The organism is Streptomyces sp. NPDC002785, assembly GCF_040295565.1.
Taxonomy (GTDB): Bacteria; Actinomycetota; Actinomycetes; order Streptomycetales; family Streptomycetaceae; genus Streptomyces.
Window position 1 is genome coordinate 1 of the sequence record NZ_JBEOVN010000180.1, and the last position, 14,647, is coordinate 14,647.

Here is a 14,647-nt window from a genome sequence, read left to right on the forward strand (position 1 = left end):
CTTCGGATGAGCCCGCCCGCCCACAATTTCGTTCGACATCATATCACCGTGAGCCCTCGGCCCGTTCCGGGCAGAGGGCTCACGGTCATATGAAGCGCAAGTCGGGCGGTGCCGGGTCGGGCCCGTCACTGGGCCGGGTGGGTCGGCTGGTGCACGAGCGCCGCGACCACTCCGCCGACCGGCGGGGCGCGCAATTGCCCCGTCCGATGCGCGATTGCGCGCGTTGGACCCGGGTGATCAGCGCGTGAACAGAGGCTCACCGGGCGCGGTCGCATCGGCCGGGAGCAGCGCCAGGTCCAGGCCACGCACCAGGCGGGCGCGCAGGACGTCGTCGGCCGCCAGCCGTTGTGCAACCCGGCGGGCCGCGTCGGCGGGGTCCGCATCGGGTGCGAGCACGAGGGCCAGGGTGCCGTCGGCCCGGCCGGGGCCGAGGTGGGCGCGGAGCACGGCGGGCTCGGCGGCGACCGCGTCCCGTACCGCCGAGGTGACGGCGGGGTCGTCCAGCGGATCGGCGCTGGTGCGGCCCTCGGCGAGGGCGAGCAGTGCGGAGCCGGTCAGCTCGAATGCGACCGGGCCGGCGAGATCGAGGACGACTGTGTCCGCCTTCTCGTGCGCGGCGGCCCGCAGCGCCTGGTGCAGGGGTACGGCGACGGGGCGGCCCTGCGGATCCCAGCGGGCCAGCGAGGCGGTCGAGGTGAAGGCGGGCAGGGCGCGGCGGTCCCCCACCTGAAGGGTGGGGACGGCCATGTCGCTGGTCTTCTCGCGACGCAGCCCGTTCTCGTCCACCTCCACTTCCCCGAGCACGGCGACGACGGGGACCAGGAGCCGAGCGCCCTTGAGGGCTTCGAGTACCGGGCCGATGGATTTGCGGTCCTCGGCCCAGGCCTCGAGTGCCGCGGTCAGGGCCGGGTCGGCCGTGCCGTCGTCGTCGGAGTAACCGGGGTCCGGAATATTCTTCAGCGCCACAGGGCGAGCGTAGTGCCTAAGGTTTCGCGCCCTCGCAACAGGTCGACCCAGCCGGTTCTCAGGTGCCGTTCCTGGCGTGCGGGCAGGTCACGGAACACATTCCACGGCTCCGCCCTGTCCGCATCCGTGACGGCCGTGATCCTGCCGGCGGGGGCGGGTGGCATCTGTCTGGCCGGCCGGTCGTCGGATCACGCTCCCCGCGCCGCGGCGTCCGTGCCGTCCGTACCGGATGAAGCAGTGCTCGGGCCGCGGTCAGCGCCGTACGGTGGCCGGCCTGTTGCCCCTGCCGCGCCACAGCACCACGGCCACTGCCAGCAGGACCGCTCCGAGGCCGCCCGCGGCGGGGGCGAGCCAGCCTGCGGGGCTGCTGTCATGGTGCTCGGGGTTGGGGCCGGGGCCGAAGTACTGCTTCCGGTAACCGGCCTCGGCGGATTCGGCACGCAGGCCGGCGGGACGGAGCGCGGCTCCGGCCTTGATCGCCGCGGCGGGGGCGACGATGCCGTACCCCCGGGCGTCGTCACGGCCGGACGGCGGGGCACTGCGGGCCGTGTCCGTGAGCAGTTGCTTGATCTGCGCGGGCGTCAGTCCCGGATGCGCGGCGCGGACCAGCGCGACCGCGCCCGAGACGAACGCGGAGGCGGCGGAGGTGCCCCACTCCACGTAGTACTGGTGGTCGGGGGCGGCGACGACGATGTCGACTCCGGGGGCGCTGACGGTGGCGTACCAGCGACGGGTGGAGAACGCGGCATGGGTGCCGTACCGGTCGACGGCGGCGACCGCGATCACGCCAGGGTAGGCGGCGGGGTACGAGATGTGGTCGCCCTTCTCGCCTCCGTTGCCCGACGAGGCGACGACCACGGCCCCCTTCTTCAACGCGTACTGGACGGCGGCGTCCTCGCCCGATTCGGGGTGCGCCGACTCGCTGTCGTCGCCGAGCGAGAGATTGATGACGTCGGCGCCGTGGTCGGCGGCCCAGCGGATGCCGTCGGCGAGAGCCGTGCCGCGGGACTCGCGGGCCTTGGCGCGGGCCGGGTCGGAGGCTTCGAGGATCACCCGGACCGGAAGGATCTTCGCCTCGGGTGCGATGCCCAGCACTCCGTCGCCGCTTCCTGCACCATGGCCGTGACCTGCGATGATCCCGGCCATCGCGGTGCCGTGCCGGGCCCAGGACCGGTCGCCGCGGCCGGCGCCGAAGCCAATCATGTCCTTGCCGGGCAGCACCTGGCCCGCCAGGTCGGGAAGGCTGCCGTCGACGCCGGTGTCGACGACGGCGACGGTGATCCCCTTGCCCTTGGTGGTCCGCCACGCCTGATCGGTGTCGAGCGCCTGAAGGCCCCACTGCTGGTCCCGGATGGCATCGGCCCTGGCCGGCGCCGCGGGCAGCAGCGCGAACGCGGTCGCGGCGCAGACCGCACCCAGGGCGCGGCGGGTGCGGCGGCTCATTCCGGCTTCTCCGTGAGGTCGGTGATGGTCCGGCGCAGGCCGCGCTCGATCCGGTCGGCGATTCCCTCGGCCTCGTGGCCGAGCCCGGCCTGGGCGGCGGCCGTGGTGGCGTTCGCGGCCATCGCCTTGTCGACGGGTTGCGGGTCGGTGACCGTACGCCCGTCGGCGAACCCGGAGACGGCGAACACGACGACGGGCACCTCGGTCAGTACATGGACGGTCCAGCTGGCGCGCTGCCGGTCACCGAACCCCGCGGCGACCGTGCCCTTGACGGGGTACGTACGGGGCATCAGGTCGGTGCGCCGGTCGAGGTGCTGGTCGGTGAAGCGGGTGCTCAGCGCTCTCATGGCCTCGGTGCCGCCCTCGGTGAAGATCACCCCGACCGTGGTGACGCTGCTGCTGGTGACGTCGGTGTAGGTGGCGCGGAGCATCCGTTCGCAGCCGACCGGGCCGAGTGTCCTGGTCAGCAGCGGGTCCAGGGCCGCCTTGCAGCCACTGTCCGGGGCGACGGCGACCCTGGTCCAGAGCCGGTCGGCGCCGCCCGGCCCCGCTCCGTCGCCGCTCAGCGTGCGCGGGAAGAGGGTGTCCACGGGGACGCTGTGCCAGGCGGAGCGGCCCACGGTATAGGCACTGTGCGCGGCGGGGTCGGCCGAGGAGTCGCTGGTGAGCCAGGCGCCGGTGGCCGCGCCGCCGATCAGTCCGAGCCCGAGCACGACACAGGCCGCGGCGGTCGCGGTCCTGACGGGGTGGCGGGTACGGATGGGGCGCAGCCGGGTGGTGGTCTCCACGGGCGTCTCGGGGAGCGGATGGCGGTACGGGTGCGGCTGCTGGTAGGGGTGCGGGCGCGGGACGTGCACCGGTCCGGGCGGTGGCGGGGCCGCTCCCGGGCGCGGGGTGAGGTCCACGGCGCCGACGGGCCGCCGCCGGGTCGCGGCGGGCGGCTGCTCGGGGAGGGGCGGGGTGGTGCCAGGCGTGGACGCGGCGGGGGTGGGAGCCGGGGGCACAGGCCGGAGCCGAGCTGTGGTCTCCACGGGCGGGACTTCGGGTGCGGGCATCGGCCGAGGCGTCGCGACCGGCTTCGGATTCGGGTCCGGCTCCTGTCGCTGAGATGCGGGCACCGGTGCCGGGGCGGCCGGTCCTGTCGGCGCCGCTGGGCCGGACATCGGCGTCGGCACCGCGGGCGCCGGTGTATTGGGGCCCGGCGCGGCGGGGACGCTCGCGGAGGTCGTGGAAGGGGCCTGCACGGAATGCGCGGGGTGCGCGGGCGCCGGTGGTGAGGTCGTGGGGCGGGGCGGAACAGGAGCACGCTGCGCCTCGGTACTCATCCGCCCCCCTGGTCCTGTTCCGTACCGCGCGCGGATCGACGTCACAGGCAGGCCCGTTGGTTGCCGCGCGCCCGTCACTCTACGGGGTGGAACGGCCCCGGTGGGAGCGGGACGCCCTGCCCCTGGACGATCTGCGCAGATCATCCCCCTACCCAGCGGTACGGTCGTCTGGCAAGCTGCGGCCATGACTGCCCGCGTCGCTGACCGGACCCGTTACAACCGGGCCACCGCCCATCTGGACGCCCCGATCGCCATCGTCGATCTGGATGCGTTCGATGCCAATGCCGACGACCTCGTCCGCCGGGCCGCAGGGAAGCCGATCCGGGTGGCGAGCAAGTCGGTGCGCTGCCGGACCCTGCTGGAGCGGGTGCTCGCACGGCCGGGGTTCGCCGGGATCATGTCGTTCACACTGGCCGAGTCGCTGTGGCTGGCGCGGGCCGGTTTCGACGACGTACTGCTGGCCTATCCGTCGGCCGACCGGGCCGCCTTCGCGGAGCTGGCCGCCGATCCGAAGCTGGCCGCCGCCGTGACGGTGATGGTGGACGATCACGCGCAACTGGAGCTGATCGACGCGGCACGGGCTGGTGGCCGCGAGGAGATCCGGGTCTGTCTGGAGCTGGATACCTCACTGCAGCTGCTCGGCGGCCGGGTCAGGATCGGCGCCCTGCGTTCACCGCTGCGCTCCCCCGCCCAACTGGCCGAACTGGCACGCTCGGTGGCGCGCAGGCCCGGCTTCCGGCTGGTGGGTCTGATGGCGTACGAGGGTCATATCGCCGGGGTCGGGGATTCGGTCGCGGGGCGGCCGCTGCGCTCCCGGGCGATCCGGCTGGTGCAGGCCGCGGGCCGCAAGGAGCTGGCCGCCCGGCGGGCCGAGGTCGTGCGGGCGGTACGGGCGGTGGCGCCGGACCTGGAGTTCGTGAACGGCGGCGGCACCGGCAGTGTGCAGCACACGGCGGCGGAGCGCGCGGTGACCGAGATCGCGGCCGGGTCGGGGCTCTACGTACCGCGGCTGTTCGACAACTACACGTCGTTCACGGCACGTCCGGCGGCGCTGTTCGCCCAGCCGGTGGTGCGCCGGCCGGGCGTGGGTGTGGTGACGGTCCTCGGTGGCGGCTATCCGGCGTCCGGGCCCGCGGGTGCGGACCGGCTTCCCGTCCCGTATCTGCCACAGGGCCTGCGCTACGACCCGCAGGAGGGGCCGGGCGAGGTGCAGACCCCGCTGCTCGGTGCCCCGGCCGACGATCTGCTGATCGGCGACAAGGTGTGGTTCCGGCACGCGAAGGCCGGTGAACTGTGCGAACGCTTCGACGAGTTGCAGCTGATCGAGGGCGACCGGGTGACGGCGACCGTGCCGACGTACCGGGGCGAGGGCCGTACGTTCCTCTGAGCCGGACGGTCCGGCTGGTGTCAGGGGGCCACGGAGCTGCCCCCTGACAAAGCCCTGTTAGGGGCAGGGCACGTTATTAGGGGCGGGGCACGTTTCGCAGGTTGGACCGGGCCATCTGAAGCATCCGGCCCACTCCGCCGTCCAGCACGATCTTGCTGGCGGAGAGCGCGAAGCCGGTCACCATCTCCGCGCTGATCTTCGGCGGGATGGAGAGCGCATTGGGGTCGGTGACGACATCGACGAGCGCCGGGCCCTTGTGCTTGAAGGCGTCCTTGAGGGCGCCTTCAAGCTGCTTGGGCTTCTCCACCCGTACACCGTACGCCCCGGCGGCCCGGGCGATCGCCGCGAAGTCCGGGTTCTTGTTGGTCGTACCGAACGACGGCAGGCCGGCGACCAGCATCTCCAGTTCGACCATGCCGAGCGAGGAGTTGTTGAACAGCACGACCTTCACCGGCAGGTCGTACTGCACCAGGGTGAGGAAGTCGCCCATGAGCATGGCGAATCCGCCGTCGCCGGAAATCGACACCACTTGCCGGTTCCGGTCGATGAACTGGGCGCCGATGGCCTGCGGCAGCGCGTTGGCCATCGAGCCGTGGCTGAACGAACCGATGACGCGGCGTTTGCCGTTGGGCGTGAGATAGCGGGCGGCCCAGACATTGCACATACCGGTGTCGACGGTGAACACGGCGTCGTCGTCTGCCAGATCGTCCAGCACAGAGGCGACATACTCCGGGTGGATCGGGATGTGCTTCTCGACCTTGCGGGTGTATGCCTTGACCACGCCCTCCAGTGCGTCGGCGTGCTTCTTCAGCATCCGGTCGAGGAACTTGCGGTCGGTCTTGGTCTTGACCCGCAGGGTCAGACATCGCAGCGTCTCGCGGACGTCGCCCCAGACCGCCAGATCCAGCTTGGAGCGGCGCCCGAGGTGCTCAGGGCGCACATCGACCTGGACGATCTTCACATCGCTGGGAAGGAAGGCGTTGTACGGGAAGTCGGTGCCGAGCAGGATGAGGAGATCGCACTCGTTGGTCGCCTCGTAGGCAGCGCCGTAGCCGAGCAGTCCACTCATGCCGACGTCGTACGGGTTGTCGTACTGGATCCATTCCTTGCCACGCAGCGCGTGCCCGACCGGGGCCTTCACCCGTTCGGCGAACGCCATCACTTCGGCGTGAGCACCCGCCGTGCCGCTGCCGCAGAACAATGTCACACGTTTTGCCTCGTCGACCATCCGGCAGAGCTTGTCGATCTCCTCGTCACCGGGCCGTACCGTCGGCCGCGAAGTGACCAGGGCGTGCTCGATCGACTTCTCCGGGGCCGGCTGCGATGCAATGTCACCCGGCATCGAGACGACGCTGACGCCGCCTCGGCCGATCGCGTGCTGAATGGCCGTCTGGAGCAGCCGCGGCATCTGCTGCGGGTTGGAGATCATCTCGTTGTAGTGACTGCACTCCTGGAAGAGCAGCTCCGGATGGGTCTCCTGGAAGTAGCCGAGACCGATCTCGCTCGAGGGAATGTGCGAGGCAAGGGCGAGAACGGGCGCCATGGAGCGGTGGGCGTCGTAGAGGCCGTTGATGAGGTGCAGATTGCCGGGGCCGCACGATCCGGCGCAGGCCGCCAGCGAGCCGGTGATCTGGGCCTCGGCTCCGGCGGCGAACGCGGCGGTCTCCTCGTGCCTGACCTGAATCCAGTCGATGGCCGAGTTGCGGCGGATGGCGTCGACGACCGGGTTGAGACTGTCGCCGACGACGCCGTACATACGCTTGACGCCCGCCCGGGCGAGGATGTCGACGAACTGCTCCGACACGTTCTGCTTGGCCATGGATGCGTACCCTTTCCGCGCTTCGGCTTCCGGACTCCACATCCATCAACCCATGACGCGGGCGGTTACGCCTCCCAGACGCCGACACTCGTACGGTCGTCGGAGTACCCCTTCACCCTGAGCTGGGTGTCCGCGAGGAAGGTCGCGAGCCCCGGCGCCCGGTGGTGGGTCCAGCGTTGGGCGAGCTCCCGGTCGAGCGCGGGCTCGCCGCGCAGCGGTTCGGCGAGGCCGCTGCTGCACAGCAGCAGGGTGTCCCCCGGCCGGGCCACCGATGCCCGGAACCGGAAAGGCTCGGCGGGCGGGCTCTCGACGTAGGGGGACGGGGATGTGGCGTTGTCCGGGTCCGTGGTGAGGTGGTCACCGACGGGGCCGCTCCTGGGGGAAGGGGATCCGAATCCGACCACGGCTTCGCCGCTGACGTCACCGGCTTCCGGAACGCCTGGTTCGAGGTCCTGCCAGACGCCGTCGCGGAGCCGGAAGAGCCCACCGGCGCCGACGCCGAAGAAGACCCTGGTGCGGCAGTCGGGGTCCGCCGACAGCAGGAGGCAGCGCAGGCCCGCCGTGTACTGCTGCGGTTCGAGTCCCAGCTCGGCGGCGCGGGCGCGCAGCTTGCCGTAGCTGCGGTCGGTGAGGCGGTGCAGGCCGGATTTGAGGTCGCCACGGCGACCTGCCCTTATGTCCTCGGAGAGCCGGACATGGCTGCGGCCGACGGCACCGCCGATCCAGTGGCAGGCCTCGGCCGCCGCCAGATGCGCCCCGTCGGTGGCGCGGGCCCCGGTGGCGACGGCGACCAGGACGAGCGCGCTCCTGCCGGTGCCGAAACGCACGGTGAGCAGCGCATCGCGGCGCGGCTCGCCCCAAAACCGCGCGGAGTCCCCGCGCACGGAGGCGGCGCGCAGGGTGTACGTGCCGTACCGGGCGCCGTCGAGGACGGTGTCGGCGACGAGACCGTCCAGCTCCTGGGGGACGGTGGCGGGCAGCGAGGTGGGCTCGGCGTCGTACGTGGGCGGCCGGTCACCCACATGGCCGATCACGGGGCGGAGAGGGGCGGGTGTGGGTGCGGGTACGCGTGCAGGCTCGGGTGCAGGTGCCTGTGCGGTGACCGTGGTGACGGGGGCTTGCGGGGCGGCGGGTCCCTCGCCGGCCGGCCCCCTGGGCAGAGGCGGCAGCGGCGCGGACACCCCATCGGCGACGGGCGGCTCGGGCGGCAGCTCAGGCCCCGATGACAAGCTCGGCCCGGACGTCAAACCCGGCCCGGACGTCAATTCCGGCCCCGACGGCCGGTCAGGGGCGGCCGGAGGGCCGTTCGGAACCAGCGGTGCGGCGAAGGTGCGCGGCTGTGACGGGCCGGCCGGGGACGCACCCGGGGCGCGTACGGTCGCGACGGGCGGCTCCCACGGAGCACGCACCCGCACCGGCTCGGGCACCGCGAACGCGGACGGCGAAGGCCCGGCCGCCTCCCCCGGTGCGTCCACCACCTGCGGTTCGGAGACCTCCCCCGGCACATCCGCCACCCGAGGCACCACCACCCCGTCAAACCCCCCGCGCCCGCCCGGACTCACCGCGCCCGACGCCGAGTCGAAGCGGTCGTCGAGGCTGTCGGCCGCGTTGCTCGCCCCGGTGTCCCGGGCGGTCTCGTCGTACAGCCTGCGCCACCAGTCGTCCTCGTGGGCGGCGGGCCTCTCCCCCTGCTGGCTCATGCCCTTATTGTCCACCGCACGGGCCGTATGAAAACGGGTCATCCGGAAAGAGTGGCCATGAATAAAGGTCCGCCGGGCGGTCCCCACCCCCCACGGGAAGGACGCCCGGCGGACCGGTCAGGACGTGATCAGCGCACGGCGTACGCGTCGTTCACGGTCTGGATGACGGAGTTGCCGTTGGCGTCCGTCAGTTCGGTCTTCAGCGTGACCGGCTTGCCGGCCGCGCCCGCGTGGTTCACGGTCGCGGTCCAGTGGCCGCCCTGCTGTGCGGTGGTGGCCGCGGTCCAGGTCTCGCCACCGTCGTACGAGTAGGAGACCTTGGCGGCGACCAGCTTGCCGGGCGTGTAGCCGGCGTGGCCGGTGACGCTCAGGCCGATCGTCCGACCGTCCTTCGCGGGGAGGGTCTTGAGCCCGTCGGTGTCCAGGTCGTAGCCCGGGAAGAGCAGCGCAATCCCCTGGGAGTACACGTTCTCGTCGCGCTTCGAGCGGAACTTCCAGGTGGTCTCGGTCTGGGTGGACCGCTTCCACACGGCGGCGGGCTGCCCAAACTTCATGGTGGTCATGGTGAGTTCGTACGCGGCGTCCTCGGCCGGGACGGTGAACACTCCGGACGGCCAGCCGGACTCGCCCAGTACCTTGCCGCCGCTGGTCAGCCGCATGTTGCCCATGTCTCCGAACGAGCCCTGGAGACCGGCGTGCTCGGTGTCGCTCCAGAAGCCCGGGGCGACGCCGATCAGGTTGTCCTGCCGTTCGCCGGCGAGCTGGACCTTGCCCGCGGCGTCGCGCGGGGCGGACGGGGCCGGGATGCCCCGGTACCAGTTCTCCGTACGCTCCGTGCTCGAGGTGTAGGTGCGGGGCTCGTCGACCATGAACTCGCCCCAGGGGAAGCTGGACGAGATGTAGCGCTTCCAGGTGGTGTCGCCCGCCGAGTAGTACTCGGTGCGCTTGCCGGGGACGGCGACGGTGTCGAAGCCGCCGGAGAACCCCCCGCCGTACGGCCGGTCGCTGATCATCGTGTCGACGTAGTCGGCTGCGACACCCATCGCCTCGTACGTGGCGGTGGACTTGCCGAGCTTGCTGTCACGGACCTTGTAGGTGCGGTCCGAGGTGACCGGGCCGGTCTCGGGGAAGACCAGGTTGTAGACGAACGGGCTGACGGCGGTGGCCTTCCAACGCAGTTGCACCGGGCCGTCGGCCAGGGCGGCCTTCAGGGCGTCCGCCTCGCTCGCCGCGATGCCGAGCGAGGGCAGCGGAGCCGCACCGTAGCCGACGGACGGCTGCCAGAGGCCCGCGGACGGCCGGTGCGCGATAATCGCCTTTGCGCCGGCGGCCTTGGCGTTCCGCGCCTGGGTGTTCATATAGCCGTCGTCGGAGATCTCGACCAGGGCGATCTTGCCCGAGACTCCGGCGGCCTTCAGCTCGTCAGGGGTGCCGGTACCCGCGTCGACGAGTGCGGCATCGCCCGTACCGTCGAGGTTGACGGAGCCGTTGCCCGCCACCGTCGGGTGCAGTTCGGCGCCGCCGACGACCGACAGCTTCTCGATCTGGGGAGCGTACGCGCGCCAGAAGCTGGCGAACTCGAAGTCGCCGTCACTTGCCTTGCCCTGCACATCGGCCAGGTAGTCCTTGACGATGCCGGTACCGGTGATGGAGCCGGAGTGCAGCCAGACGTCGTCCCAGCTACGGCCGAAGGAGAGCGTCGTGGAGCGGTTCTCGGACGCGCGGTCCTCCGTCTTCGCCTGGATCCGGTGGGCCTTGCGGGCGTCCAGGACCAGGGTGGTGTCCTTGGTGACGTTCAGCTGCGGCCTGGCGAGGTAGCCGACGGACTCGACCATCCTGCCGGTGGCGTCCTTCGCGTCCGGCGTCGTGATGAAGCTGGAGACGAAGTACGCACCGGGGCGCACCTGGTAGACCTGCTCGGTGGCGCCGTCGTTGAAGCGGCGCTCGCCGCCGGCGGTGTCGGTGCCGATGAGGTCCACCGAGGAGGATCCCGTGGCGGGCTTGCCGGCGCGGTCGACGAGCTCGACGCGCAGGGTGACGGTCTCCGGTCCGACGTACATCGAGAACGGGGTGGAGACCTTGACGCCGTCGGGCCCGGTGGCGAGCACGCGTCCGGTGACATCGCCGTACTGGGAGGCCTTCAGCTTCGCGGCCGGGTCGATCGCCAGCGGGACCTTGACCGTGGCTCCGGCCGGCACGGTAACGGTGCTCGCGTCGAGCTTGGCGACCGAGGAACGGACAGCCGAGCCGTCGTTGCCGGTGACACCCTCAACCTTCAGCGACAGCTTCACCGGCTCGGTACCGGAGTTGGTGTACGGAACGCCGACCGTGGTGCGGTCGGACTTGTCCTGCGGCCAGTTGAATGTGCCGCCCTGGACGGCGGGGGCACCGACGACGGTGGTGTCGATGGCGGCCTTCACATCGAGACGGCCACCGCCGGTCTCGCGTACGTCGCCGGGGATGTCGCTCTTCGCGGACGCCACGAGGGCCGCCTTGATCTGCTGGGCGGTCCAGTCCGGGTGACGCTGCTTCACCATGGCTGCGGCGCCCGCGACATGCGGGGTGGCCATCGATGTACCGGACATCGTCCGGTACGCGTAGACGCCGCGGCCGCCGGCCGCCGCGGCCGAGATGGCGACGCCGGGGGCGGCGATCTCGGGCTTGAGGGTGTGCGAGCCGGTCACGGGACCGCGGCTGGAGAACTGGGCCGTCGAGTCGTCACGGTCGACGGCGCCGACGGTCAGCACGCTGGGGGCGCAGCCCGGCGAGGAGACAGTGTTCAGCGTCGGGCCGGAGTTGCCGGCCGCGATGACGAACAACGTCTTCTTGTTCTGGGCGAGTTCCTCGGCGGCGACGCTCATCGGGTCGGTGCAGTCGGTCGGCGTCGGGCTGCCGAGGCTCATGGAGACGACGTCGGCCTTCTGGTCGACGGCCCACTGCATACCGGCGATGATCCAGGACTCGGCGCCGGAGCCGCTGTCGTTGAGGACCTTGCCGGCGAGCAGGTCGGCGCCGGGGGCGACGCCCTTCTTCTTTCCGTTGCTGGCCGCACCGGTGCCGCCCACGGTGGAGATGGTGTGGGTTCCGTGGCCCTGCCGGTCGTCGGTGGTGTCGGAGTCGGTGAAGTTCTCCGAGGCGGCGATCCGGCCCTTGAGGTCGGGGTGTTCGGCGTCGACACCGGTGTCGAGGACGGCGACCTTGGTGCCCTTGCCGTCGTATCCGGCGGCCCACGCGAGGTCGGCGCCGATCTGCTTGGTCGACTTGTCGAGGGTGGCCTGAACCTTGCGGTCGAGCCAGAGCTTCTTCAGGCCGGAGGCCGAGCGGGAACGGGTGTTGGTGACGTCCGACCAGAAGTCGGCGGCCTTCGCCTTGTCGGCCTTGAGCGCGACGCCGTCGATGACGTCGAGAGCCAGTCCGCGCTTGGCGCCGCGCGGGGTGGCCGGCGCCGAGCGGGCCACGTCCTTGCCGTAGACGGCGATCAACGGCAGCGACTTGGTGCTCGCGTCGTCGTAGCCCTGGCGGATCAGTCCGGTGACGTTGAAGAGTTCTTCGTCGACCGTGCCCGCGGCCAGCGCGTTGACGGCGGTGTCGGGGTAGACGTAGAGGTCCTTGCCGGACTGCCGGGTCTGTACGAGGGGGACGGTGCCGTCCTCGCGGGGCAGTGCGGTGACCGATGCGGCCCCCGAACTGTCCGTACTCACCAGAACCTTGTCGCCGGTGACCAGGGTTACGGTGACCGGTTCGGCCGCCTTGGCGGTAGCGGCCGCACTGCCGGTCAGTGGTCTCTTCGCAGTCGTATCGTCCTGCGGCGCTGCCACGGACGGTTCGATCGCAGTGACGGCCAGGACGGCGGCGGTGGCCGCTCCCAGCACCGTACGCGATATCGGGCGCATCGCTCTCCCCAAGTAAAACCGGAACACCTCTGAACAAACCGCAATATTCCGGAGGTTGTTGGTACTGCGGTGGCGCCACATTGGCAGAGCGACGGGAGATACAGGGATGATGTACAAGGCGGGTTTACGCCGTGGCCGCTTTCCGCCACGACCGGGCGCCCGAAGAGAACGACATCGTGCGGATCAATGCGTCCGGGAGGGGTCCGGGGATGCTGGGAGCCATAGGCCTCGACGAGATACAGGAGTCGGCGTACCGCGCGCTCGTGGCGGTGGGAGCCGCGGAGGTCTCCGATCTCGCGCACCGACTGGCACTTCCCGAGCCGGACACCGAACGGGCGTTGCGCCGGCTGGAACAGCATGGGCTGGCCGCCCAGCCGCCGTCCCGCACGGGCCGTTGGGTGGCGGCGCCGCCGGCGGTGGCTCTGGGTGCGCTGCTGACCCAGCAACGCCATGAGCTGGAGCAGGCGGAGATGGCGGCGGCCCTGCTCGCCGAGGAGTACCGGGCGGAGGCCACCGACTCGGCCGTGCACGATCTGGTCGAGGTGGTGACGGGCGCGAGCGCGGTGGCGCACCGTTTCCACCAGTTGCAGCTGGGCGCGACGAGCGAGGTGTGCGCCCTGGTCACCGGGAAGCCGATCGCGGTGAGCGGAATGGAGAACGAGTCCGAGGAGCAGGCCGCCACGCGCGGGGTTTCGTTCCGGGTGGTGGTCGAGCGCGAGGTGCTCGCGCTGCCGTCCGGGATCACGGAGCTGTCCGCCGCGCTGAGCCGTGACGAGCAGTGCCGGGTCGTGGACCGGGTGCCCACCAAACTCGTCATCGCCGACGCGGTCCTGGCGATGGTGCCGCTGACCGGGCGCGGCGCGGAGCCCGCGGCGCTGGTGGTTCACGGCTCCGGGCTGCTGGAGTCACTGATGGGGCTCTTCGAGGCCGTGTGGCGCGATGCCATGCCGCTCAGGCTCGGCGAGGACGGCCACCTGGAGGAGGACTCCACCGGGCCCGATGCGACGGACCTGGAGATTCTTTCACTGCTGCTGGCAGGCCTGACGGATGCGAGCGTGGCGAAGCAGCTGGAGCTGGGGCTGCGGACCGTACAGCGGCGGGTGAAGGGCCTGATGGAGCTGACCGGGGTGTCGACCCGGCTGCAGCTGGGCTGGCATGCGTACGAGCGGGGCTGGGTGTCCCGGACGCCACGGGCCTGAACGAGCCTGCCGGATACCCCGGCCCGGTGTTCCCGCCGCGCCGGTACGACTCCGAGCCGTATCGACGGCCCCCGCCCCGAGCCGCGCTGACGGGCAGGACCTGCCGGACTCCGGCAGGCTGGTCAGATGGGTGTGTGGCAGCTTGTCGCTGTCGGCCTGGTCATGCTTCTCGGCCTGGTCGGCGTGCTGGTGCCAGGGGTGCCGGGGCAGGCGATCGTCTGGGCCGCCGTGCTGTGGTGGGCGTTGACCGACATGACTCCGGCCGCCTGGGGCGTACTCATAGGTGCCACCGCACTGCTGCTGCTGAACCAGGCGCTGAAGCCGCTGCTGCCGCCGCGCCGCCCGCGTGAGTCGGGGGCGCCGCGCAAGACGCTGATGCTGGGCGGGGCCGGCGCGATCGTGGGCTTCTTCGTGGTGCCTGTGGTGGGCGGGATCGCCGGATACGTGGGGGCGATCTACGGGGCGGAGCGACTGCGGCTCGGCAGCCGCGGGGCGGGCTGGGCATCGGTCCGCTCGGTGATGCGGGCGACGGGCTGTTCCGTGCTCGTCGAGCTCTACGCATGTCTGCTGGCGACGGGGGCCTGGCTGGGCGCGGTGATCTGGGCCTGACCTGACCGCCGCCCCCTCCCCCTGACCATCTGAATGGATGCTGTCCGGACCGCACGACCTCGGCGCCCACTTCAGCGACGAGCTCATCCGCATCGGCCCGAAGAAGATCCACAGCTGGGGCCTTCACGAAGAGGTCTGGAGACTCAGGTGACGTACGGCGTACGAACGCCATGGCCGCCAGCGCTCCGACTCGGGCCTCCCGCCCGGATCCACATCCGGGTCGCCGAGCGCACGCATCCTGCTCAAGACCCTTCTGGAGGGCGGGAAGTTCCTCGACGAACCGGCCTGACGACGGGGCGGTCCGGC

At 71.4% G+C, this 14,647-nt stretch carries 9 protein-coding genes and 1 pseudogene; 3 read left to right on the top strand and 7 right to left on the bottom strand.

Annotated features, from left to right (window positions below; translation table 11 throughout):
- Positions 1-237: 237 nt before the first annotated feature.
- The 3 genes from ABTZ94_RS29830 to ABTZ94_RS29840 form a co-directional block, all read right to left on the bottom strand.
- Positions 238-966: an SseB family protein gene (locus ABTZ94_RS29830; protein ID WP_351205282.1), complete on the bottom strand. Its 729-nt coding sequence runs from the start codon at positions 964-966 to the stop codon at positions 238-240.
- A gap of 252 nt (positions 967-1,218) precedes the next feature.
- The gene (gene mycP / locus ABTZ94_RS29835; protein ID WP_351205284.1) at positions 1,219-2,409 is read right to left on the bottom strand and encodes a type VII secretion-associated serine protease mycosin; all 1,191 of its coding nucleotides are present in this window, start codon (positions 2,407-2,409) and stop codon (positions 1,219-1,221) included.
- Positions 2,406-3,314 carry a hypothetical protein gene (locus tag ABTZ94_RS29840; RefSeq protein WP_351205295.1) on the bottom strand — a complete coding sequence of 303 codons (909 nt, stop codon included), beginning with the start codon at positions 3,312-3,314 and terminating at the stop codon, positions 2,406-2,408. The genes mycP and ABTZ94_RS29840 overlap by 4 nt, the downstream gene beginning before the upstream one ends.
- 604 nt (positions 3,315-3,918) lie before the next feature.
- On the opposite strand from ABTZ94_RS29840, the gene ABTZ94_RS29845 reads away from it, so the two are divergent.
- On the top strand, positions 3,919-5,121 hold the full coding sequence (locus tag ABTZ94_RS29845) for an amino acid deaminase/aldolase (RefSeq protein ID WP_351205286.1): 1,203 nt from the start codon (positions 3,919-3,921) through the stop codon (positions 5,119-5,121).
- Positions 5,122-5,197: 76 nt separating this feature from the next.
- Here the strand turns inward: ABTZ94_RS29845 and ABTZ94_RS29850 are convergent, their stop codons facing one another.
- The 3 genes from ABTZ94_RS29850 to ABTZ94_RS29860 all read right to left on the bottom strand — a co-directional run bounded on the left by ABTZ94_RS29850 (position 5,198) and on the right by ABTZ94_RS29860 (position 12,533).
- On the bottom strand, positions 5,198-6,940 hold the full coding sequence (locus tag ABTZ94_RS29850) for a pyruvate dehydrogenase (protein WP_351205288.1): 1,743 nt from the start codon (positions 6,938-6,940) through the stop codon (positions 5,198-5,200).
- 65 nt (positions 6,941-7,005) lie between these two features.
- Positions 7,006-8,640, bottom strand: coding sequence for a protein phosphatase 2C domain-containing protein (locus ABTZ94_RS29855; protein ID WP_351205290.1), 1,635 nt, complete (start codon positions 8,638-8,640; stop codon positions 7,006-7,008).
- A gap of 128 nt (positions 8,641-8,768) precedes the next feature.
- Complete coding sequence (locus ABTZ94_RS29860) at positions 8,769-12,533, bottom strand: S8 family peptidase (RefSeq protein ID WP_351205292.1); 3,765 nt, start codon at positions 12,531-12,533, stop codon at positions 8,769-8,771.
- Between the two features lie 209 nt (positions 12,534-12,742).
- Here ABTZ94_RS29860 and ABTZ94_RS29865 point away from each other — a divergent pair, with 209 nt between their 5' ends.
- Together ABTZ94_RS29865 and ABTZ94_RS29870 are read left to right on the top strand one after the other, a co-directional pair.
- Positions 12,743-13,732 (top strand): helix-turn-helix domain-containing protein, encoded by a 990-nt coding sequence (locus ABTZ94_RS29865; protein WP_351205297.1) that lies wholly within the window; start codon positions 12,743-12,745, stop codon positions 13,730-13,732.
- Positions 13,733-13,858: 126 nt separating this feature from the next.
- On the top strand, positions 13,859-14,341 hold the full coding sequence (locus ABTZ94_RS29870; protein WP_351205294.1) for a DUF456 domain-containing protein: 483 nt from the start codon (positions 13,859-13,861) through the stop codon (positions 14,339-14,341).
- A gap of 123 nt (positions 14,342-14,464) precedes the next feature.
- Here ABTZ94_RS29870 and ABTZ94_RS29875 read toward each other — a convergent pair.
- Positions 14,465-14,647: pseudogene (locus ABTZ94_RS29875) on the bottom strand (DNA-3-methyladenine glycosylase 2 family protein); the annotation flags it as partial.